The sequence below is a fragment of the Dyadobacter beijingensis DSM 21582 genome, from assembly GCF_000382205.1.
GTDB lineage: Bacteria > Bacteroidota > Bacteroidia > Cytophagales > Spirosomataceae > Dyadobacter > Dyadobacter beijingensis.
Genome location: NZ_KB907794.1, coordinates 16,491 through 36,598 on the forward strand (window position 1 = coordinate 16,491; position 20,108 = coordinate 36,598).

Annotated in this window: 22 protein-coding genes; 13 read left to right on the top strand and 9 right to left on the bottom strand. The window is 52.0% G+C overall.

Annotation, left to right across the window (positions count from 1 at the left end; all coding sequences use genetic code 11):
* Window positions 1-65: 65 nt before the first annotated feature.
* Window positions 66-1,298: a hypothetical protein gene (locus H144_RS0130340; protein WP_019945901.1), complete on the bottom strand. Its 1,233-nt coding sequence runs from the start codon at window positions 1,296-1,298 to the stop codon at window positions 66-68.
* Between the two features lie 3 nt (window positions 1,299-1,301).
* Entirely contained in the window at window positions 1,302-2,318 is a 1,017-nt protein-coding gene (gene murB / locus H144_RS0130345) for a UDP-N-acetylmuramate dehydrogenase (protein ID WP_019945902.1), read from the bottom strand.
* Between the two features lie 84 nt (window positions 2,319-2,402).
* On the opposite strand from murB, the gene H144_RS0130350 reads away from it, so the two are divergent.
* Window positions 2,403-2,996, top strand: a complete 594-nt coding sequence (locus H144_RS0130350; protein ID WP_229208039.1) for an SPOR domain-containing protein — start codon at window positions 2,403-2,405, stop codon at window positions 2,994-2,996.
* A 73-nt stretch (window positions 2,997-3,069) separates the two neighbouring features.
* Window positions 3,070-4,182, top strand: a complete 1,113-nt coding sequence (gmd, locus tag H144_RS0130355; RefSeq protein ID WP_019945904.1) for a GDP-mannose 4,6-dehydratase — start codon at window positions 3,070-3,072, stop codon at window positions 4,180-4,182.
* A gap of 70 nt (window positions 4,183-4,252) precedes the next feature.
* Here the strand turns inward: gmd and H144_RS0130360 are convergent, their stop codons facing one another.
* The gene (locus tag H144_RS0130360; protein ID WP_026351119.1) at window positions 4,253-4,717 is read right to left on the bottom strand and encodes a thioredoxin family protein; all 465 of its coding nucleotides are present in this window, start codon (window positions 4,715-4,717) and stop codon (window positions 4,253-4,255) included.
* 153 nt (window positions 4,718-4,870) lie between these two features.
* Between H144_RS0130360 and yihA the strand changes: the two genes are divergently transcribed.
* The 5 genes from yihA (at window position 4,871) to H144_RS0130385 (ending at window position 9,070) form a co-directional block, all read left to right on the top strand.
* Window positions 4,871-5,479 (top strand): ribosome biogenesis GTP-binding protein YihA/YsxC, encoded by a 609-nt coding sequence (yihA, locus tag H144_RS0130365; protein ID WP_019945906.1) that lies wholly within the window; start codon window positions 4,871-4,873, stop codon window positions 5,477-5,479.
* Between the two features lie 99 nt (window positions 5,480-5,578).
* Window positions 5,579-6,124, top strand: a complete 546-nt coding sequence (locus H144_RS0130370; protein WP_019945907.1) for a DUF5606 family protein — start codon at window positions 5,579-5,581, stop codon at window positions 6,122-6,124.
* A 76-nt stretch (window positions 6,125-6,200) separates the two neighbouring features.
* Window positions 6,201-6,875 carry a deoxyribose-phosphate aldolase gene (gene deoC / locus H144_RS0130375; protein WP_019945908.1) on the top strand — a complete coding sequence of 225 codons (675 nt, stop codon included), beginning with the start codon at window positions 6,201-6,203 and terminating at the stop codon, window positions 6,873-6,875.
* Window positions 6,872-8,014, top strand: a complete 1,143-nt coding sequence (locus H144_RS0130380) for a glycosyltransferase (protein WP_019945909.1) — start codon at window positions 6,872-6,874, stop codon at window positions 8,012-8,014. Before deoC ends, H144_RS0130380 begins: the two co-directional genes overlap by 4 nt.
* Window positions 8,015-8,125: 111 nt before the next feature.
* Window positions 8,126-9,070 carry a 3-oxoacyl-ACP synthase III family protein gene (locus tag H144_RS0130385; protein WP_019945910.1) on the top strand — a complete coding sequence of 315 codons (945 nt, stop codon included), beginning with the start codon at window positions 8,126-8,128 and terminating at the stop codon, window positions 9,068-9,070.
* A 72-nt stretch (window positions 9,071-9,142) separates the two neighbouring features.
* Here H144_RS0130385 and H144_RS0130390 read toward each other — a convergent pair whose 3' ends face one another.
* Entirely contained in the window at window positions 9,143-11,143 is a 2,001-nt protein-coding gene (locus H144_RS0130390; RefSeq protein ID WP_026351120.1) for a M1 family metallopeptidase, read from the bottom strand.
* A gap of 133 nt (window positions 11,144-11,276) precedes the next feature.
* Here H144_RS0130390 and meaB point away from each other — a divergent pair, with 133 nt between their 5' ends.
* Window positions 11,277-12,296, top strand: a complete 1,020-nt coding sequence (gene meaB / locus H144_RS32900; RefSeq protein ID WP_019945912.1) for a methylmalonyl Co-A mutase-associated GTPase MeaB — start codon at window positions 11,277-11,279, stop codon at window positions 12,294-12,296.
* Window positions 12,297-12,388: 92 nt separating this feature from the next.
* Window positions 12,389-12,868 carry a DUF5004 domain-containing protein gene (locus H144_RS0130400; RefSeq protein ID WP_019945913.1) on the top strand — a complete coding sequence of 160 codons (480 nt, stop codon included), beginning with the start codon at window positions 12,389-12,391 and terminating at the stop codon, window positions 12,866-12,868.
* A 51-nt stretch (window positions 12,869-12,919) separates the two neighbouring features.
* Here the strand turns inward: H144_RS0130400 and H144_RS0130405 are convergent, their stop codons facing one another.
* The gene (locus H144_RS0130405; protein WP_019945914.1) at window positions 12,920-13,354 is read right to left on the bottom strand and encodes a YybH family protein; all 435 of its coding nucleotides are present in this window, start codon (window positions 13,352-13,354) and stop codon (window positions 12,920-12,922) included.
* Window positions 13,355-13,449: 95 nt separating this feature from the next.
* On the opposite strand from H144_RS0130405, the gene H144_RS0130410 reads away from it, so the two are divergent.
* The gene (locus H144_RS0130410) at window positions 13,450-14,325 is read left to right on the top strand and encodes a diacylglycerol/lipid kinase family protein (protein ID WP_033403572.1); all 876 of its coding nucleotides are present in this window, start codon (window positions 13,450-13,452) and stop codon (window positions 14,323-14,325) included.
* Between the two features lie 21 nt (window positions 14,326-14,346).
* Window positions 14,347-14,679, top strand: coding sequence for a translation initiation factor (locus H144_RS0130415; RefSeq protein WP_019945916.1), 333 nt, complete (start codon window positions 14,347-14,349; stop codon window positions 14,677-14,679).
* A 13-nt stretch (window positions 14,680-14,692) separates the two neighbouring features.
* On the opposite strand, the gene H144_RS0130420 is transcribed toward H144_RS0130415, so the two are convergent.
* Window positions 14,693-15,136, bottom strand: coding sequence for a DUF8785 domain-containing protein (locus H144_RS0130420; RefSeq protein ID WP_019945917.1), 444 nt, complete (start codon window positions 15,134-15,136; stop codon window positions 14,693-14,695).
* Between the two features lie 65 nt (window positions 15,137-15,201).
* A complete protein-coding gene (locus H144_RS0130425; RefSeq protein ID WP_019945918.1) occupies window positions 15,202-16,446 on the bottom strand; it encodes an ABC transporter permease in 1,245 nt (414 codons plus the stop codon).
* A 125-nt stretch (window positions 16,447-16,571) separates the two neighbouring features.
* Between H144_RS0130425 and ggt the strand changes: the two genes are divergently transcribed.
* On the top strand, window positions 16,572-18,338 hold the full coding sequence (gene ggt, locus H144_RS0130430; RefSeq protein ID WP_019945919.1) for a gamma-glutamyltransferase: 1,767 nt from the start codon (window positions 16,572-16,574) through the stop codon (window positions 18,336-18,338).
* A gap of 16 nt (window positions 18,339-18,354) precedes the next feature.
* On the opposite strand, the gene H144_RS0130435 is transcribed toward ggt, so the two are convergent.
* The gene (locus H144_RS0130435) at window positions 18,355-18,861 is read right to left on the bottom strand and encodes a cupin domain-containing protein (protein ID WP_019945920.1); all 507 of its coding nucleotides are present in this window, start codon (window positions 18,859-18,861) and stop codon (window positions 18,355-18,357) included.
* Between the two features lie 132 nt (window positions 18,862-18,993).
* Here H144_RS0130435 and nudK point away from each other — a divergent pair, with 132 nt between their 5' ends.
* The gene (nudK, locus tag H144_RS0130440; RefSeq protein ID WP_019945921.1) at window positions 18,994-19,581 is read left to right on the top strand and encodes a GDP-mannose pyrophosphatase NudK; all 588 of its coding nucleotides are present in this window, start codon (window positions 18,994-18,996) and stop codon (window positions 19,579-19,581) included.
* 47 nt (window positions 19,582-19,628) lie between these two features.
* Here the strand turns inward: nudK and H144_RS0130445 are convergent, their stop codons facing one another.
* Entirely contained in the window at window positions 19,629-19,955 is a 327-nt protein-coding gene (locus tag H144_RS0130445; RefSeq protein ID WP_019945922.1) for a YtxH domain-containing protein, read from the bottom strand.
* Window positions 19,956-20,108: the final 153 nt, after the last annotated feature.

Below are 20,108 nucleotides of genomic sequence, written 5' to 3' on the forward strand. Positions count from 1 at the left end.
AGTTTTCGGTAAGAAAGAGAACCCGCCCGCCGTGCGCGCGTATTCAAATGGTTATAAATATAGTTTCAGTATTTCAAATTAACCGCTTCCGGTTCGTTTTCGGTACGGGTTTCGGCGAGCGCCCAATGCTCGTCGTACATGGCCAGGAACCACAATACCATGATCATCGGCAGGGAGTATTTATCCCATGACAGTTGTGCTTTACCCAGCAGCAACACATTAAGCACATATACCCAGGTAGCCAGCGTGAAGCGCGGCGATACGAAACGGACGAGCGTGACAAGCGCCAACACCCCGAAAACGAGCTGTTTCAGCAATCCGCTGATGCCGATTTTCATCAATAATTCATCCACATAACCCAGGTAAGGCCAGGTAAAATAGGGATTGTAGGCCTGTTTGGCCGGAAAAAAGGCAATGATCAACCCAAGGATCAACAAAAAAGCCCCGAACATGACCGGATGCTTCCGCGGATAGCTTAGGTAATGTGAAAAACGACGGGTTACCAACGTTTCAGGAATGATATAGTACACCGCCACCACGACCGACGCGTACATTAAATAACCAAAATTGTACTGTACAAGCTTGTCGGAATCGTAATGCTGGTCGGCCATGACGGACGCCGGGGCAGGCCCGTGCCAGATCATCACCCAGGGAACAATGGACAGCACGGCGAGCGCATACCAGATCCAGGCGGGATCAGCGAACACACTTTTGAGCAAAACCATCGGATTGGTGCTCCATTTTACATTTTTAAATACCTCGAAAGCGAGAATAGCAGCCGGGAATGCAAGCATATACTGCCGGCAGCAAACGGCCGCGGCCAGCGAAAGGAAGCCTGCCCAGTGCCATTTGCGCAGGTACGCGATCACGCCCGCGAGCGTGAAAACCATCGCGAAAATGTCGGTGTAGTAATAAACGCTGACGAGATAGTAGTTAGGAAAAATCAGCAATCCTCCGAGGCACAGCCAGAAACGTTTCGTGCGGCCGGGGCTGTACCAGACGAAAAGCATCAGCAATGCAAAACTGGTAAATGCCGTGAGCAGGCGCAGGTTTTGAATATCCTCCCCGAATAAATTGAGCGTCCATCCACCGAGAATGAACGGAATGGGCGTATTCAGCTCGTTGTAGCTTTGCAGCAGGTGCAGCGACGGAATCGGCTCCGTGGCGAACAGCGCCGCCGTGGGCAGGTAATGGTTTTCGTCCTGGTAAAGATCCATCGTAAAGCGGTCTTTCAGGAAGAATACAAAAATGAATACAGCAAGAAGGGCTAATGAGGTATATAATTTCCTGGGGTGCATATGCTATATAAAATTGACTTCTGCATTGAGCCGGACACCGAACTTTTCCGCCACCGACGCCTGAATTTTCTCCGATAATGCGCGGATTTGCGCCCCGGTGCCGCCGCCGTAGTTGACGAGCACGAGCGCCTGCCGGGCATGTACACCGATATTTCCTTCGCGAAAGCCCTTCCAGCCCGCCTTTTCGATGAGCCAGCCGGCCGGCACTTTCACCGTCAGGGCATCCACAGGATAACCCGGCATCTCGGGAAAGGTTTCTTTCAATTGGTCGAACTGAGCGAGCGGTATCTCCGGATTTTTGAAAAAACTGCCTGCATTACCTATTTCGGCCGGGTCGGGGAGCTTGCTGCGTCGGATTTGCATGATTGCCTCGCTGATGTCGCGGATCGTTGGTTCGGCAACGCCCATTTCCTGCAATGTTTTTTGCACATCACCGTAAGCTGCATTGAGTATTGGTTTTTTATTCAATTTAAAAACAGCGCCGGTGATGATGTAACGGTTTTTCAATGCTTTCTTGAAAATGCTCTCCCGGTAGCCGAACTCGCATTCGGTATTCGAGAATACCCGTTTTTCGCCTGTCGCAATGTCCACCGCTTCCACCGACTCGATCACGCTTTTGATTTCCACCCCATAAGCCCCGATATTCTGCATCGGTGCCGCGCCCACCGTTCCCGGAATGAGCGAGAGGTTTTCCACACCGCCGTAGCCTTTACCCACGCAAAACATGACGAAATTGTGCCATACCTCGCCTGCGCCCACTTTCAGGACAACGGATTCGTCGTTTTCTTCGAGTATTTCAATGCCCCGAATGTCCGGGTGGATTACCAGCGCCTCGATGTCTTTTGTAAGCAGGATATTGCTGCCGCCGCCCAGGATGAATTTCGGAAAATCCTTCCATTGCGGGTCGTGCAGCAGGGCGGTAAGCTCCTCCACGGACCGGATGCCGGCGAAGTACCGGGCTTCGGCGTCGAGGCCGAATGTATTAAGATGACGAAGTGAAACGTTGGACTGTATTTGCATTGAAATCGGGAATAAACCGGGTAAAGTTAGGTATTACATTCAAAATTAAGCGGTATGGTGATTCATCCAATTTTGATTAAGTTTGTGGGCTCAGTTACAATGGTTCGGGATATGACGCTGGAAAAGAAATTTTTATGGGCTCTGCATCTTGGTATCATTCTGATTTCAGGTTGTAGCAAAAAGTCGGTGGTGAGCTCGGGCTCCGATTACAAGGAAGACCTTTCGGCGGTCCGTCCCCGTTACGAATATGTGGAACCGACCATTGTAACGCGCCCCGAACCGGCCGCACCTTCGAAGAGCACCAATACCGTGAAGGCAGACGTGGATAAGCCCCTGTACGTCAACAAGAAACTGGAATCCGTGCTGGATACTTTGGCCAAACAAAACAAGGCAATCCGCTACATTAATGGTTTCAGAATCCAGATTTACGTAGGCAATGTGCGACAGGAGGCCGACAATGCGAAGTCGTATGTGTACCAGGCCTTCCCGGACCTGAACCCGTATGTTTCGTACTCCCAGCCTACCTACCGCGTGAAGGTGGGCGACTTTATGTACCGGAGCGATGCTGAACAATACCTAGACATGATCCGCGAGCAATATGCCTCGGCCGTGATCCTTGCCGACAGGGTGGATATCAAGCGAAGCCTGCTGGTCAATGCGGCCTCCGACCACAATTGAGCGGCCATTGAAGAAGTTTTGAACATTACTTATTAACCGGATAAATTATCCACATATACATACTAAGACTAGAATGAAGAAAGCGCTAATTACAGGGATCACCGGCCAGGATGGCTCCTATTTGGCCGAGCTCCTTTTGAGCAAGGGATATGAAGTGCACGGTATCAAACGCCGCAGTTCGTTGTTCAACACCCAGCGGATCGACCACATTTACGAAGATCCGCATGAGAAAAACGTACGCTTTCACCTTCATTACGGCGATCTGAGCGACTCGACCAACATTATTCGCATTATCCAGGAGGTTCAGCCGGATGAAATATACAACCTGGGGGCGATGTCCCACGTACAGGTGAGTTTCGAAGAGCCTGAGTACACGGCCAATGTTGATGGTATCGGAACGCTGCGCATCCTCGAAGCGGTACGCCTGCTGGGATTGACGCAGAAAACCAAGATTTACCAGGCATCCACTTCCGAATTGTACGGATTGGTGCAGGAAGTGCCGCAATCGGAACGCACGCCGTTCTATCCGCGCTCTCCTTATGCCGTGGCGAAGCTGTACGGCTACTGGATCACGGTCAACTACCGCGAAGCATATAATATGTTCGCTGTGAACGGAATCCTTTTCAACCACGAATCCCCGTTACGCGGCGAAACTTTCGTAACCCGCAAGATCACCCGCGCGGTAGCACGTATCGCATTGGGCTTGCAGGACAAGGTTTTCCTCGGCAACCTCGACGCGCAGCGCGACTGGGGCCATGCCAAGGATTTCGTAGAAGCGATGTGGCTCATCCTGCAACAGGAAACGCCGGAAGATTTCGTGATCGCGACGGGCGTTACCACCCGCATCCGCGACTTCGTACGGATGGCATTCGCGGAAGTAGGCATCGAACTCGAATTCAGCGGTGAAGGTGCGGGAGAAATCGCGAAAGTGGTGAAATGCAACAACCCTGAGTTCCAGGTGGAGGTCGGCAAAGAAGTGGTAGCGGTAGACCCGCGCTATTTCCGCCCTACCGAGGTGGAGCTGCTCATCGGCGATCCTACGAAATCGATCGAAAAACTGGGCTGGAAACCGAAGTACGACCTGAAAGCGCTCGTAAACGACATGGTTGCCGCCGACGTTGAGTTGTTCCGCAAAGACCGTTTGCTGGAAAGCAGCGGCCACCGCGTTCCCAACTACTACGAATAAGACAGTACGAAGCATAAAAAACCCCCGCGGAGCTGATCCACGGGGGTTTCATTTTTTTGTTACTAACAATTTAGATAGCTGGTCCTTTTTGCACCGCTTTGGCCGCCTTGATCAGCTCCGCAGGCTGCTGGTAACCCAGCAACTGCTTCACGACCTTACCTTTTCCATTGATGAAAAACAATGTCGGGTAGCCTTCGATCGGATATTTCTTAGTGAGCGCGGGCCCTTCGCCGCTTTCCATATCTATTTTCACATTGATGAAATTCCCGTTGAAAGTGGAAGCGACGTCGTCACGCGTGAACACGTTCTTTTGCAGCAATTTACACGGCCCGCACCACGTGGTATAGGCATCGAGGAAGATCAGCTTGTTCTCTTTTTTAGCCAGTTTCAAAAGATCGGCCCATTTACCTTCGGTGAACTGGATGCCCTTCTCGGCATTTTTCGCAGCCTTTTTATCGCCTTCTCCCGCCATCGCCACCGACATGGCCAGCATCAGCGTCACGACCGCAAGCCCGAGATTCTTCAAATTTTTCATTTTCAAGACATTTAATGATTTCAACATTGCATTAACGAAAATACGCCTTTGTTTTATTTTACACAATCATGGCCTCCGCCGCTATCTCGCACCGCTTTGCTGATGTGAAGCCCAAAAACGGTACCTTTGCAACTTCATTAACGCCAGAAAACCATGAAAGTTCAGGAAGCCAAGTATGTGATGAGCAATTCGGATTACGAGAAATGTCCGGAACCCACACTTCCCGAATATGCCTTTATCGGTCGTTCCAATGTGGGCAAATCATCGCTTATCAACATGCTGACCGGCAAAAAAGCCTTGGCTAAAACCTCGCAGCAGCCGGGAAAAACGCAGATGATCAACCATTTTATCATCGACGACACCTGGTATCTCGTCGATTTACCCGGATACGGTTATGCCAAAGTAAGTAAAGTGGAGCGCGACAAGTGGGAAAAAATGATCCACGATTACCTGCACTACCGCGAAAACCTCATTTGCACCTTCGTGCTGGTGGACGTACGGCACAGCGCCATGGCCGTCGATCTCGAATTTATGGCTGCATTGGGCGAGGCGGGTATCCCGTTTGAAATCATATTTACCAAAGCGGATAAGCTGAAACCCGGACAGGTGGCTAACCAGGTGGAGGCCTACAAGCGTAAAATGGGCGAAATCTGGGAAGAATTACCGGAAATGTACGTCACATCGGCAGAGAAAAATGAAGGCCGCGAGCCCGTGCTGGCGGCAATAGAAACTTATAATCAGTCGTTTGTGAAGACAAAATAGGGTTTCGGTTGTTTCCCGGGCAATCTTTCCGTTATTTTGCGCAAAAATTGATTGCCGCATCCAACATTAACATTAAAGATATAACCATAGTAAGAAAGGATGAGTGATAAAGTAGAGTCAACAGGAATGGATTTGCTGAAAGAAGTAGCCAATGTATCCGGAAAACCAGGGTTGTTCCGCATTCTGAAACCAAGCCGTGCAGGTGTGATCGTGGAAAGCCTGGACGAGAAACGCGAAAAAACGCTCATCGGGCCAACAGCCCGCGTGTCGGTTTTGAAAGACGTTTCGATTTTTACCGACGGCGCAGAGGAATCCGTGGCTTTGTCGGAGGTGTTCCTGAAAATCCGTGAAATCCATGGTGAAGAGGTGACGCTGTCTGTGAAATCGGCATCGGACAAAGAGCTGATCGAGTTCCTGGCCGAGGTATTGCCTGACTTCGACCGCACGAAAGTGTACGTGTCGGACATAAAAAAGGTGATTACCTGGTACAACCTGCTTTCGAAGCACATTCCGGAAGCATTCGTAGCAAGCGAAGCAGAAGCAGAACCGGCTGCGGCGGGAGACGCTGCTACCGAGCCTGTTGCAGAAGATACAAAAGAAGAGCCTGCTAAAAAGGCCGCGAAAAAAGAGAAAAGCAAAGCTTAGTCGCATTGAATATATGTCGGAACCCTGCCTGACCGGGCAGGGTTTTCCTTTTTTGAACCCCTCGTGTACACACTGCATGGATCATCTTTCCGCCTACATCGACCATACGCTGCTAAGCGCCACCGCCAGCGAAACCGACGTCCGTAAAATCTGCGAAGAAGCCTGGATACACCAGTTCAAGGCAGTATGCGTGTCGCCGACTTATGTGCCATATGTCGTTGAAATGCTGGAATTTTGTCCCATTAAAATCGAAATAGCGACGGTCATCGGCTTCCCGATGGGCTATTCGACGACGGCGGTGAAGGTTGCGGAGGCCCGGGAGGCATTGCAAAGCGGAGCGAGCGAGCTGGATGTGGTGATGAACCTGTCGCAATTCAAATCGATGGCGTACCTCAGCATCCGCGAAGAGCTGAGACAGCTTGCAGAACTGGCGCATGAACAAAATGCATTGCTGAAAGTGATCATCGAAACGGCTTACCTCGATTCGTTCGACCTCTACACGGTATGCGAGATCTGCGCGGAGGCGAAGGCTGATTTTGTGAAAACATCTACCGGCTTTGCAGTATCCAACGGGTCCCCCGCAGGTGCGGATGCGGAAATTGTCCGGAAAATGCGGTCCATTCTCCCGGACGAGGTGCAGATCAAGGCGTCGGGCGGCATTAAGACTTACGAACAAGCCGTGGCAATGATCGAGGCGGGCGCGACGCGCATTGGTACTTCTTCGGGCGTGGCCATCGTAACCCGCGCATGAAACGCGTGCTGCTGCTGAGCACGGTGCACCCGCCCACGGATTCGCGCATCATGTACAAGATCGCGCCGTCGCTGGCGAGGCATTACCATGTTTCCTGTGCCTTACCGGGACTGAACGCTTCCGATTGGCCTGCATTCCAGGCAATCCAGTTGCCGAAATTTGAGCGATTAGTATCCAGGCTGCTGTTTGCGCATCCGGTGGTTTTGTTCAAATGTCTTCGCTTACGACCCGATATCGTGCACATATTCGTGCCGGAGTTGCTGCCGGTCGCATTCATTTTCCAATGGCTGGGTACCCGGGTGATTTACGAGGTACAGGAAAATCTTTTCAAGAAATTCGAAATCAAAAAATACAATAATCATCTGATTTTCAGAAAGCTGTTTATATTTTTTGACAAACTGGCGAGGCGCAGATTCCACTGCATCTTCACGGACGATGCCTACCTGGCCGAATATAAGGCGTTGGCCAAACCATTTTCGGTGATACACAATTACGTGTCGCTGCCCGTGATCGACGCGCTCGCGCATACGCGGGAGCATGCGCGTGTGCCGGAGTTCTTCTACCTGGGCGTGGTATCGCCGGAACGTTGCCTGGACACGATGATCGCCGCAATGGCATTGTTGAAAACACGGTTAAGCGCATTTCACCTGCATTTATTCGGCCCGGTGCGGATAAGCACGGAGGATTTGGAACAGATCGAAGGCTATGCCGCTGTAAAAGATCACCTCACATTTCACGGCTACACCGACCTGAAAACGGCATTGCGACGCGCCGGACGGGCCGTAGCGGGCATTGCGCTGCTGAAACCGGTAGCCGATTACCCGGAGTCGTTTCCGACGAAGCTATTTGAGTATATGGCATTAAAATTGCCTGTGATCACCTCCGACTTCCCGCTTTACCGGCCCGTCGTGGACAATGCAGCATGTGGGTTCTGCATTTCACCCGACGATCCGTCGGCATTGTGCGAGAAGCTGGAACAATTGATAAACAACCCGCAACTTAGAAACCGAATGGGCGGGAATGGCCGGAACGCAGCGGAAATGACTTACAACTGGGCTTCGGAAGAGGCGAGGCTGCTGTCATTTTACAACGACATGTTGTGTCACGATACCGCTCACGCGGGTTCGGTTACATTATGATTATATAAATTTATTATTGAATTGTTCAAATATTAAGTGCTACGATTTCTACGAAATATTTAACTTTCGGAATCGAAAAGAATTGTAGCTTGCGAAGTCAACTTCTCAATCATGTATATTAATACGGTTAGTCATTATTTGCCAAGCGAAGTTATTGGTAATGAATATTTTACAAATCTCAACAACTTATCAAACGAGTGGATCGTAGAACGGACAGGAATCTCGGAAAGACGTAAAGCATCAGCAGACGAAAATACCTCGACCATGGCCATGAAGGCCGTCGAAACGCTTCTTGAAAGCATTCCATACAGTAAAAACGAAATAGACCTGATCGTAGGCGCCACTTACACGCCCTACGATACCATCGTGACGCTGGCCCACGCGGTTCAGAATCAGCTTCAAATACCCGATATTCCGGTCGTCAGCATTTCCTCCGCCTGCTCTTCCCTGCTCAATGCGATCGAGATCGTGGAAGGCTATTTCGCCATGGGCAAGGCTTCGAAGGCGCTGGTAGTCGTTTCCGACCATAATACGGCTTATTATAATGAAATGGATACCGTTTCGGGGCATTTGTGGGGTGACGGCGCTTCGGCATTGCTGATCTCGAAAGAGCGGCAGACCGAGGGCGATATGCAGATCAAAAAGCTCATTACCGGCGGCGCGGCCACCAGCGGAAAGGCCATCGAAGCCGTGGTGCTCCGCCCGAACGACCGGGGTGTAGTAATGCCATTCGGCCGCGATGTATTTCAGAATGCCTGCGTGTACATGCCGAAAGTAAGCCAGCAGGTGTTGCAGGAATGCGGCCTGACGATCAACGACCTCGATTACCTCATTCCGCACCAGGCCAATCACCGCATCAGCCTGAATGTGATCAACACGCTGGGAATACCGTCCGAAAAGCTGATTTCAAACATTCAATACCTCGGTAATACCGGCTGTGCCGGCTGCGCGATCGCGCTTTCGGAGAATAAGGAGAAGTTTACCAAGGGGCAAAATATCGTGATCACCGTTTTCGGCGGCGGCTACTCTTACGGCGCCATGCTGCTTACGATCTGATAAAAGCTCATTTAAATGCAAAAGGCCTTCCACCCGTTGCGGATGGAAGGCCTTTTTTATCGTCGTGAATGCCTAGTTCACCTCCGGTTCCGAGTTGTACGAAGCCGGTTTCCAGACATTGTTTTCAGGGTCCATATCCGGTAGATTGTGCTCGGGATCGATCGTTACCGAACGGATAGGCTGCTGCGTAGCTGCTTTGAAGGTCCAGCTGCCGCCGCGCTGCCAGATTTCAACCGGCAGTTGCACGCGGGTCTTCTTGCCGCTTACTTCTTCGATATCCACTTTCACCGGCATGGCCAGCTGGTCGAGGTTTTCGATGGTAATGTAAGAGCCTTTTTGTGGGTTTTGCTCTACGTAAGCTACTTCTTTTACCGCCTGGTCGAGCTTATAGTTCTCGAAGAACCAACCTTTCCAGAACCAGCCCAGGTCCTCACCTGCCGCGTCTTCGATGGTACGGAAGAAATCGTAAGGGGTCGGGTGCTTGAACGCCCAGCGCTGCACGTAAATTTTGAATGCGTAGTCGAAACGCTCTTTTCCAAGAATTTGCTCGCGCAGCATTTTCAGGCCTAATGCCGGCTTGTAATAAGCTTCCCAGCCCAGGTTTACGGCCTGTACCACGTCGGGAATGGTCATGATCGGGTCGGCTTTCGGGCGGAAGATCATAGGCGCCAGACGCTGCATATCGTTCATCTGGGTAGTTTTATACTCGCCATTATTGAAATTATCGCCCGACAGGAAGTTGATAAACGTGTTGAAACCTTCGTCCATCCAGGCATATTTGCGCTCGTTGTTACCCACGATCATCGGGAACCAGTTGTGCCCGAACTCGTGGTCGGTTACACCCCACAGGTCTTCTTTACGGCTTTTGCTGCTGCAAAATACGATGCCGGGATATTCCATACCACCCACGATACCGGCCACGTTCGTTGCCACAGGGTAGGTGAATTCATGTATATAATTGGAATAGAACTCGATACAACCCTTTACGTATTCGGTGGAACGGCCCCAGCCATCCAGCCCGCCGTCCTCAGCCGGGTATACCGACTGCGCCAATGCGGTTTTACCTTTGGGCAGGTTCATTTTTGCCGCATCCCAAACGAATGCCTTGGAAGTAGCCCAGGCAATGTCGCGTGCCTGCAGGCAGCGGAAACGCCAGGTAAGGGTGCCCGATTGTTTCGGACGGGTATTCGGGTTGGTCACTTCTTCCGCGCTGCGGATCACGACGGTCTGGTCGCTTTTGGCGGCGTCGGCCAGTCTTTTACGCTGCTCGGCCGTCAGTACTTCGGTTGGGTTCAACAATTCGCCCGATCCTACGACGATGTGGTCCCAGGGAACGGTCACATTGTATTCAAAGTCACCATATTCGAGGTAAAACTCGCCTGCGCCCAGGTAAGGCAACAGGTTCCAGCCTTCGATATCGTCGAATACCGCCACGCGCGGGTACCATTGCGCCATTTCGTACACGATACCGTTCTTCGTTTCGAGCGTGCCCATCCGGTCGGAGCCGTATTCGGGGATTTTGAATGAATAAGCGAGTTTGATTTTGATCACATCGCCATTACCTTTCACCGGCGTTTTCAGGCGGATCTGCATCCGGGTGTCGGTCACTTTGTATTCCGCATCCACAAATGCGCCCTTACCCTGCTGCACGCTCACGGATTTGATGGAATCGCCGCCGTCGAAGCCCATATTGCCGAAGCGGCCGCCGCTCACGGGTGTGGTTTGTGCGCCTCTCGAATGGCTTCCGAATGCATTCTGATCGAGTAGAAGCCAGATAAATTCCAGGTTTTCGGGGCTATTATTTTTATAGGTAAGCTCAATTTCCCCGCTCACGGTGCCCTTCTCCTCTTCAAGCGCTACGTTGATCTTATAATCGGCGCGGTTTTGCCAGTATTTGGGGCCAGGGGCTCCGCTGCCTGTCCGGTATTCATTGCCGGGTTGGAAGTTGAACAGCGGGTGAAAAAGCACATGGGCATCATATTTCACCTTCTCCGCTTCCTGTGCGATAGTGTTGTTGAAGAAGCCCAGGCTGCTCATTGCAATGACGCCCAGACGAAATATTGAAATTTTCATTATAATGGTTAAAAATTGAAAATATTGGGTTGTAAACGAGCAATATACACCTTTTCACCTGTTTTAGGAGAAAAACTTTCATTTTAACGACAGACAGCCGTGAATTGTCTGCCAATGCAAAATCACCGATCTCATGCGCCAGCGACTGTCTGTTGAAACCTATATCCGCGGGGTCCTCGCAGGCGACCGCGCGACGCTCAGCCGCGCCATCACGATTGTGGAAAGCAGCCTGCCAGACGACCGTGCGCTGGCGGCCGAAATGCTCCGCGGTCTTCTGCCGCATACGGGCAAATCCGTTCGGATCGGCATTACGGGGGTGCCGGGCGTGGGAAAAAGTACGTTTATCGAGGCATTCGGGAACTACCTTACATCGCTGGGCAAACGGGTGGCCGTCCTGGCCGTCGATCCGAGCAGCCAGCAGTCGGGCGGGAGCATTCTCGGGGACAAAACCCGCATGGAACAGCTCGCCCGCAATCCGAATGCCTATATCCGTCCCTCCGCGACCAATCTTTCGCTAGGAGGCGTAGCGCGGCACACGCGGGAGGCCGCTCTGCTGTGCGAAGCGGCCGGGTACGATATCGTCCTCGTCGAAACCGTAGGCGTTGGCCAATCCGAAACCCTCGTGAAAGGAATGACCGATTTTTTCCTGCTCCTCATGCTCGCAGGCGCGGGCGACGAGTTGCAGGGCATCAAAAAGGGCATTATGGAAATGGTAGACGCCGTGGCGGTGAACAAGGCCGACGGCAGCAATGGGAATGCGGCGCAGAATGCCGTGGCCGAATACCGGCAGGCATTGCATTACCTGCCCGAAAGCCCGTCGGGCGTGCCCATTCAGGTGGTGGCTTGCTCGGCGGCGGAGGGTACGGGAATGGAGACGATCTGGCAGATCATCGATGCATATTGTTCCAAAACGACCGAAAGCGGCTTTTTTGCAGCCAACAGGCAGGCGCAGCAGGGCGACTGGCTCCGCGATCAGATCCGGGTGTCGCTGGAAGAGCGGTTTTATACCAATACGGTCGTTCGTCAGCAAATGGCGACCGTAGCGGAACGGGTAAAAAGCGGGCTGCAACTGCCGGTTGAAGCGGCCGCTGAACTGATCGAGCTTTTTCTCCAATCTCCCGCTAAGCCCGCCGAAATTTCCGGTAAGTCATAAAAATTCCTGAAAAACGCATTTTTGAGTAAGTTTGAGCGTTGAAACAAACGCATGTCAACTCTATTGATCTTAACCTCTTTACTCCCGCAATCATGAAAAAAGCCTACTCCCTGAGTAAAACATCCCTGCTCGCATTGTTCCTCATTCTTTCGGTTGTGTTCGCTTGCAGCGACGACAAGGACGACGATCCGAAACCCGTAGACAACAATCCTATTGTAGCCACCTGGGAACTGGAAGCTATTACCCCGCAAACAGCCGGTACCACGATCCCAAATCTGGCATTGATCGAAGCGGCAGTTCCTTGCCTGTACGACTTGAAAGTGACTTTTAAATCCGACAACACCATCACTACTGCCGACTGTCCAACAGCGGTAACAGCCATCGATACGTTCGTACCCATTTCCGGCGCGACCTGGAAAGTGGAAAACGACAACCTGATCCTCACCAAAGGCACAACAAACCAGTCGCTGAAATTCACACAGACTGCTACTGAACTGAAAATCAATGTAAATGTTCCGGCAAGCGGCACTTCGGCAGCCGTGAATGCAGTATTGAATTTCAAAAAGGTTTAGGACATATTCCCACAATCAAAAAAGTCGGGCCCCGAAGGTCCGGCTTTTCTTTTACCCGCTTGTGTGATCACACACAATCAGCCACTTGCCTTTGATCTTTCGGAACAACAGCGTGTAATGCCCTTCCAGATCGCCCTTTTCGGGGCGCGTCAGGTGAAATTTACCTACTACGAATGCTACTCCGGGGCCGGGAAATGAAAAGTTAAGAAAAGTGAATTGCAATGTCCCCATCGTCGCGCGGTCGGGGTAGCGTTTCAGGTAACCTTCGTAGGTGGGCTTGTAGCCGTAGGTAATGCCCGCCTTCCCGACGAACATCAGCGAATCGGACTCCCAGTAGCCGTTCATGAACGACTTCACGTCGCCCTTGTTCCAATCGGCTTCCTGCCGTTTCAGAATGCCGAGGATCACTTCCTTATCGCCCGCCGACTGTGCACGGACGATCGTTGCTGCGCCTATCAGAATGAGGGTAAAAAGCCAGTTTCTCATATTTTTTGTGGATTTTTGTAATGCCGTTGACGATTTCTAAATATAACGGAAAGATCGGCGCCGCAGAACGGCGCATGGCCGAAATATCAAATCCAGTGACTCATCCTTATTTATTTATATTAAATCCCAACTCGGGTACCTCCATTGGCAAGAACAGCGCCGGCGTGCGGGAAAGGATTCACGCCGTGGCTAAAAAGAATGCAGGTTCGGCGCAGATCCTCTTCACGGAGGAGCGTGCGCACGCGACTGAGCTCGTGCGCGAGCATATGCATGCGGAGAAATGGAAGGCTATTGTGGCCGTGGGTGGTGACGGTACCGTCAATGAAATCGCCCGGCCGCTCGTCGGGACGGACATTCCGATTGGCATTTTGCCGCTCGGCTCGGGGAACGGCCTTGCCCGGCACCTGGGCCTGCCGCTCACGCTCGACGCCTCGTTGAAACGCCTTTTCGAAGGCACGCCTACCACCATCGATAGCGCCGAGCTGAACGATATTCCCTTTTTTTGTACGGCTGGAATGGGTTTCGATGCCTATGTGGGACATCTGTTCAGTCAGCAAAAAGCGCGCGGATTGGGAACCTACGTGAAAGTATCTTTCAGCGCGTACTGGTCTTACAAGCCGCAGCCGTTCCTGCTTGATGGCGTTGAAAACCGGGCATTTTCGCTTTCGTTTGCCAATGCGGGCCAGTTCGGAAACAATGCCTGGGTGGCCCCGCAGGCAAGCTTGCAGGACGGCCTGCTCGATATTTGCAAGATCGGACCGTTCCCGCAATGGTACGGCACCGTGCTGGCTTGCGGTTTATTTACCAAGAGCCTGAAACAATCGCGCTATATCGATTACCGCCGGGCTACGACGGCCGTGGTGGAAACCGAAACTCCTGCCATGATCCATTACGACGGCGAACCGCTGCAACTGGATACGACACGCATCGAGGTGAAAATAAAGCCCGGAAGCCTGCATGTGATCATCTGACTTCCCTTAACGATTACCATTATGTCCAAGAAAAACCGCTCAGGCATTGTGTACTCCACCAATCCGGAGTTTGAATACAACGATCAGGACGACGAGATCGAAACCCTGGCACCGCAGCAGCAGGACCTGCGCATCTGGCTCGACCGCAAAGGCGGCGGCAAGGTGATTACCATCGTGAAAGGATTTATCGGCACCTCCGCCGACCTGGAAGCATTGGGGAAACAACTTAAAAACCTCTGCGGAACCGGTGGTACCGTAAAAGATGGCGAGATCCAGATCCAGGGCGACCATCGCGACAAGGCCATTACCTGGCTTACCGGCAAGAATTATAAAGCCAAAAAAGCCGGAGGCTAGCTCCGGCTTTGGGTTATAATGTTTTGGTTGTATCGATTTCTGTCGGCGCGGGAAGTGTGGAAGGCGGCGGAGTGGCTTGCTGCCGGCCCGTTTCGAGCACTTCCACGTCGGTCACGAAAAACTTGGTATCCCCGTTCCAGGGTAGTTTGAAAAACTTCTCTTCATAAGTCAGCGACACGCGGTGGCCGTTTTTGATGGCCTCTTCCAGCTTGGAAATCGCGTCTTTGTTCTTCGCGCTGACGGAAAATACCCATTGCGAAGAATTCATGGTACCATCGCCTTCGAACAGGCCTCCCATACGCAGCTCGCCTTCGTATGTTTTGAACAAATAGCCGCGGTTGCTGAGCCTTGTCACATATCCTCCCCTCTTTCCTTCACTGTAATATCCAAAAGTGATGTAATACAAAATTCCGAATATGATAGCCAGAAATATGGCGAATATGACCCATTTACGCATAACAGTCGATTATAGTGTTAGTGATGGAAGCGAACTTCGCAAAACAGTTTGATTTTTCCTAGTTATTATTTCGAGCGAATGGCGATCACCGGGTCCATACGCGCGGCCAGCATCGCGGGCACAATACCCGAAAGCACACCAATGATGCTCGACACTCCCAGCCCCAGCAGGATATTGCGGGGCAGCAGCAGGATTTCCAGTGATCCCAGCTGGATGAATGAAAGCAGGTATACCAAAAATATGCCAACCATTCCGCCGACCAGGCTGAGCATTACCGCTTCGAACAGGAACTGGAACAAAATCGAATAGTTTTTCGCGCCCAATGATTTCTGGATGCCGATCAGGTTTGTCCGCTCTTTCACCGAAACAAACATAATATTGGCAATCCCAAAGCCGCCTACCAGGATCGAGAAACTGCCTATTACCCAACCCGCGACGGTCAATACAGCGAATAGTCCAGAAATAGCCGCAGCGGCAGCTTCCGGCCTGTTCAGCGAGAAGTTATTGCCGTCCCTGGGCTTGATACCGCGTTTGGTACGCATCAACCCGACGATTTCCGCTTCCACCTCCCGCATGCCTTCGTCTTCGGGGAACCCCTTCACGACAATATCAGCGCTGCGGCGGCCCGATTGGAACAGTTTCGAAAATGCGGAGAAAGGAATAATGCAGATTTTGTCGGGACTGCCGCCGAAGTCGACGAGGCTCTCCCCCTTTTTCTCCCGCACGCCGATGATCGTAAACGGATGCCCGGCCAGCTTGAACGGCTTGCCTATCGCGTCCTGCCCGGGAAAAAGCGATTCGGCAATGTCCGCACCGACGATCGCCACATTCCGCGCATTATTGGTTTCGAGCGGGATGAAATAGCGGCCGTTCTGTACGGGGATGTCGGAAATCAGGTTGTATTCAAATGACACCCCTTGAATGGTGGCGTTAATGCTGTTGGAGCCGTTTTTGAGCGTGGTACCGCCCTTGAAATCCATCACGGCCACCGCACTCGCGGATTCAAGATTGTCGTAGAGGTATTTGTATTCGGAATAAGTCGGCTCCGGCCATTGGAAATATTTCCACCATTGGTATTCGCCCCCGAAGCCCCAGGGCCATTTCTGTACGTAAATAACCTTGTCGCCGATAAAGCTCAGGCTTTCACGAATGCTGCGTTCCAGGGAATCCACGATCGTGAACACGGCGACGATCGCAAAAATACCGACCGTCACGCCGAGAAGCGATAGGATGGTGCGGGTAATGTTGGATTTGAGGGCTCCCCAGGCGAACCTGAAACTTTCCCAGACCTGTCGTAAAAACTTCATCATTGACGTTCGGACAATTTGAATTCAAAAGTTAGCGGATCGGCCCAATGCATCGAAATAAATTGGTATAAAAGGTAAGAAAAAGGGTTGGATTTAATAAATTACGACATTAACCTTAACACTCCTATATGAATTTACGCTATACGCTAATCCTTATTGCCGGCATATTGCCCGGCATTTCATACGCTCAGAAACCCGTCCAGGAATCCACCGGCTTTTACCAGTTCCTCTCCGACGATCCCAATCAGAAGCCTTTTTTCAGCGACCGCAAAGGTGTCATAGCCCGCAACGGCATCGTGGCCTCGGCTCATCCCGAAGCTTCGAAAGTCGGCATTGATATTCTGAAAGCCGGCGGTAATGCGGTGGACGCCGCCGTGGCCGTGCAGTTTGCACTGGCGGTTGTGCACCCTTCGGCCGGTAACATCGGCGGTGGCGGCTTTCTCGTCCTCCGCGGCACGGATGGCAAATCCCACAGCATCGATTTTCGCGAAAAGGCACCCGGCAAAGGCCACGCGGACATGTATCTCGACAAAGACGGCAACATCATCCCCAAATCCAGCACGCTGGGCCGCCTCGCTTCGGGCGTACCTGGCTCTGTGGACGGGATGGTGCAGGCACATGCCAAATTCGGGAAGCTTAGCTGGAAACAGGTTTTGCAGCCCGCCATCGATATTGCAAAAAATGGGGTGATTCTCACCGAAAGAGAGGCCCGTAGCCTTAACTCCATCAAAAAAGACCTGCTGGAAGTCAACCCCGGCACATCCTATTTCCTCAATCCGAACGGCAAAGACTGGGCAGCTGGCGATCTGCTCGTGCAGAAAGACCTGGCCAATGTGTTGAAACGCATTCAAAAGAAAGGTCGCGAAGGATTCTATGCGGGCAAAGTAGCCAAACGGCTTGTGAAGGATATTAACCGCGGCGGCGAAGGCATTATCAGCAGGCAGGACCTGGCCGACTACCACGCGCAATGGCGCGAAACCATTACAGAGGGCTATAAAGGCTATAAAGTGATCACGATGGCGCCTCCATCCAGCGGAGGTGTGGCACTGTTGCAGTTAATGCGGCTTACCGAGCAGCATCCGCTCCGCAAATGGGGCTGGCACAGTGATTCCACCATCCAGGTCATGATCGAAGCGGAGCGCCGCGTCTATGCCGACCGTGCCAAATTCCTCGGCGATCCGGATTTTGTGAAAGTGCCGGTGAACGAGCTTATCAGCAAGGATTACCTGCAAAAACGTTGGAGCGATTTCTCCTGGGACAAAGCGACCGATAGCAAAAACATCCACGGCGGCGAGTTACCGGGCTACGAAAGCCTCGAAACGACGCATTTCTCCGTCGTGGATAAAGAAGGCAATGCGGTAGCGGTTACCACGACATTGAACGGCGGCTACGGCAGCCGGGTGGTGATCAAAGGCGGCGGCTTTTTTATGAATAACGAAATGGATGATTTCAGCGTGAAAGCAGGCGCCCCGAATATGTACGGGCTCATCGGCAACAAGGCCAATGCGATCGCGCCGGGCAAAAGAATGCTTTCGTCCATGACGCCAACCATTATTGAAAAAGACGGAAAGCTGCTGATGGTGGTAGGCACGCCCGGCGGGTCGACGATCATCACCTCCGTGTACCAAACGATATTGAATGTGCTGGAACACGGCATGACGATGCAGCAGGCCGTAAATGCATTGAAATTCCATCACCAATGGCTGCCCGACAAAACCACTTTCGAAGCAAATGCATTCCCGGCGGACGCCATTAAAAAGTTGCAGGACAAAGGCTATATCCTCGAACAACAACGTAACTCGATTGGCCGGATGGATTGCATTCTCGTATTGCCTGACGGCTCCCTCGAAGGCGGCTCCGACCCGCGCGGCGACGATACCAGCGTAGGATATTAACCCCGCGCCGGGCTGATCAGCAACGCGTGAGTTCGGCGATCAGCCCGGCGTGCTCCGGATATTCCTGGGACAACGCGTCCCGACCTGCCATTTCAAAATCGGCAAAATCGAACCCCGGCGCTACCGTGCAGCCGACCAACGCATAGCTGCTCCCGCCAGCCGGCCTAGACCCGAACCACGCGCCGGCCGGTACCACCGCCTGGAACGTCTCCCCGTTATCCGGGTCATTCCCGAGCCGGATCACATTCAATTCGCCCGACACCGGGTCGATCACGAATACTTCCAATGCCTCGCCGGCATAGAAATGCCACATTTCATCGGCCTGAATGCGGTGAAATGCGGAAAAATTATGCGATTCGAGCAGGAAATAGATACCGGTGGAAAACGCCCGGTCGCCACTGAAACGGGCAGGTAATGCCGCGTGTCCGATTGTTTCGGATGCACGGTAGGTTTCAGCATAGTAGCCGCCTTCGGGATGCGGCAGCAGGTGGTATTTCTCAATCCAGTACGATACAGGTTTCATGGGACGTCGGTTAGTAGTACCGCAAAGTAATCCGTATCCTGAATTATTCACCGGTGGCTCATTGTTTTTTGCCAAAAGCAAAGTTTTGACTAATTTTGATCAAATTCAATCATAAATAATCAATTTTGGTCAATGAAAAATCCGCGCGTGAAGATTGAGCAAGAAGAAGTGCTCTCCAACAATTGGTACACCCTTCGTAAATACACTTTTGACTACCAGCGCGCCGACGGCTCGTGGGAGCGCCAGGCTCGCGAGGCTTACGACCGCGGTAACGGTGCCGTGATCCTGCTTTATAACCAGGAAAAAAACACGGTGGTACTCACCCGTCAGTTCCGTTTACCGACCTACACCAACGGCAATGCTACCGGCATGATGATTGAAGCCTGCGCCGGCCTGCTCGACAGGGATAACCCGGAAGAATGCATTAAACGCGAAACGGAAGAAGAAACCGGTTATCAGGTAAGTTCGGTAAGGAAGATATTCGAAGCCTATATGTCGCCTGGCTCGGTGACCGAAATCCTGTACTTCTTCGTGGCTGAATACTCCGACGATATGAAAGTGAGCGACGGCGGCGGCTGCGCCACGGAACAGGAAAATATCGAGGTAATGGAAATGCCGTTTTCAAATGCCTTACAAATGGTCGCCAGCGGCGAAATCAACGACGCCAAGACGATCATGCTCATCCAGTATGCACAGATCAACGGATTGGTACGGGCATGAAAAAACCGGAGGATCAACGGTTATCCTCCGGCTAGTGACTTTTATTATCAGGAAATAGGGTCGGGCGTGGGCGTAACGTCCGTTTCAGGCGAAGTACCCTTGCTACCCTTGAATTTTTCGAACAAATCCTTGAAAAATGCCTCGGCATCGGGGAAATTGCTTTTGAGCGTCTCGGCACCTTTGGATTTAAGTTCCTCGAAATACTCAGGAGCTTTATCGATGGCCCCTTCCGCTTCGTCTTTCAGGTTGTTAGCCTTTGCTTTGAGATCTTCCAAAAGCTTCTCCCCTTCTTCTGTTTGAAGGTATTTGTGCGCAGCTACGCCGGCAGCGGCGCCCAAAATGAATGTGGCCAGGTGTTTTGCGTTAATGCTCATGATTTCCAGTTACTTAGTTTGAGATTTGATTATTCAAGTTAAAGAAACTAATACTCCCGTCAAAAGAACGGATCGACAAATGCGGATGCGCCACACCGAAAAAAATTGTGCCCGGTAACATGGTCACCGGGCACCTGAAAGGGAAAGGTTATG

Bases quoted from the DNA above. Each gene is read 5' to 3' on its own strand.
- H144_RS0130340 (WP_019945901.1), bottom strand. From the start codon at position 1,298: ATGCACCCCAGGAAATTATATACCTCATTAGCCCTTCTTGCTGTATTC.
- murB (WP_019945902.1), bottom strand. From the start codon at position 2,318: ATGCAAATACAGTCCAACGTTTCACTTCGTCATCTTAATACATTCGGC.
- gmd (WP_019945904.1), top strand. From the start codon at position 3,070: ATGAAGAAAGCGCTAATTACAGGGATCACCGGCCAGGATGGCTCCTAT.
- H144_RS0130360 (WP_026351119.1), bottom strand. From the start codon at position 4,717: ATGAAAAATTTGAAGAATCTCGGGCTTGCGGTCGTGACGCTGATGCTG.
- yihA (WP_019945906.1), top strand. From the start codon at position 4,871: ATGAAAGTTCAGGAAGCCAAGTATGTGATGAGCAATTCGGATTACGAG.
- H144_RS0130370 (WP_019945907.1), top strand. From the start codon at position 5,579: ATGAGTGATAAAGTAGAGTCAACAGGAATGGATTTGCTGAAAGAAGTA.
- deoC (WP_019945908.1), top strand. From the start codon at position 6,201: ATGGATCATCTTTCCGCCTACATCGACCATACGCTGCTAAGCGCCACC.
- H144_RS0130380 (WP_019945909.1), top strand. From the start codon at position 6,872: ATGAAACGCGTGCTGCTGCTGAGCACGGTGCACCCGCCCACGGATTCG.
- H144_RS0130385 (WP_019945910.1), top strand. From the start codon at position 8,126: ATGTATATTAATACGGTTAGTCATTATTTGCCAAGCGAAGTTATTGGT.
- H144_RS0130390 (WP_026351120.1), bottom strand. From the start codon at position 11,143: ATGAAAATTTCAATATTTCGTCTGGGCGTCATTGCAATGAGCAGCCTG.
- meaB (WP_019945912.1), top strand. From the start codon at position 11,277: ATGCGCCAGCGACTGTCTGTTGAAACCTATATCCGCGGGGTCCTCGCA.
- H144_RS0130400 (WP_019945913.1), top strand. From the start codon at position 12,389: ATGAAAAAAGCCTACTCCCTGAGTAAAACATCCCTGCTCGCATTGTTC.
- H144_RS0130405 (WP_019945914.1), bottom strand. From the start codon at position 13,354: ATGAGAAACTGGCTTTTTACCCTCATTCTGATAGGCGCAGCAACGATC.
- H144_RS0130415 (WP_019945916.1), top strand. From the start codon at position 14,347: ATGTCCAAGAAAAACCGCTCAGGCATTGTGTACTCCACCAATCCGGAG.
- H144_RS0130420 (WP_019945917.1), bottom strand. From the start codon at position 15,136: ATGCGTAAATGGGTCATATTCGCCATATTTCTGGCTATCATATTCGGA.
- H144_RS0130425 (WP_019945918.1), bottom strand. From the start codon at position 16,446: ATGATGAAGTTTTTACGACAGGTCTGGGAAAGTTTCAGGTTCGCCTGG.
- ggt (WP_019945919.1), top strand. From the start codon at position 16,572: ATGAATTTACGCTATACGCTAATCCTTATTGCCGGCATATTGCCCGGC.
- H144_RS0130435 (WP_019945920.1), bottom strand. From the start codon at position 18,861: ATGAAACCTGTATCGTACTGGATTGAGAAATACCACCTGCTGCCGCAT.
- nudK (WP_019945921.1), top strand. From the start codon at position 18,994: ATGAAAAATCCGCGCGTGAAGATTGAGCAAGAAGAAGTGCTCTCCAAC.
- H144_RS0130445 (WP_019945922.1), bottom strand. From the start codon at position 19,955: ATGAGCATTAACGCAAAACACCTGGCCACATTCATTTTGGGCGCCGCT.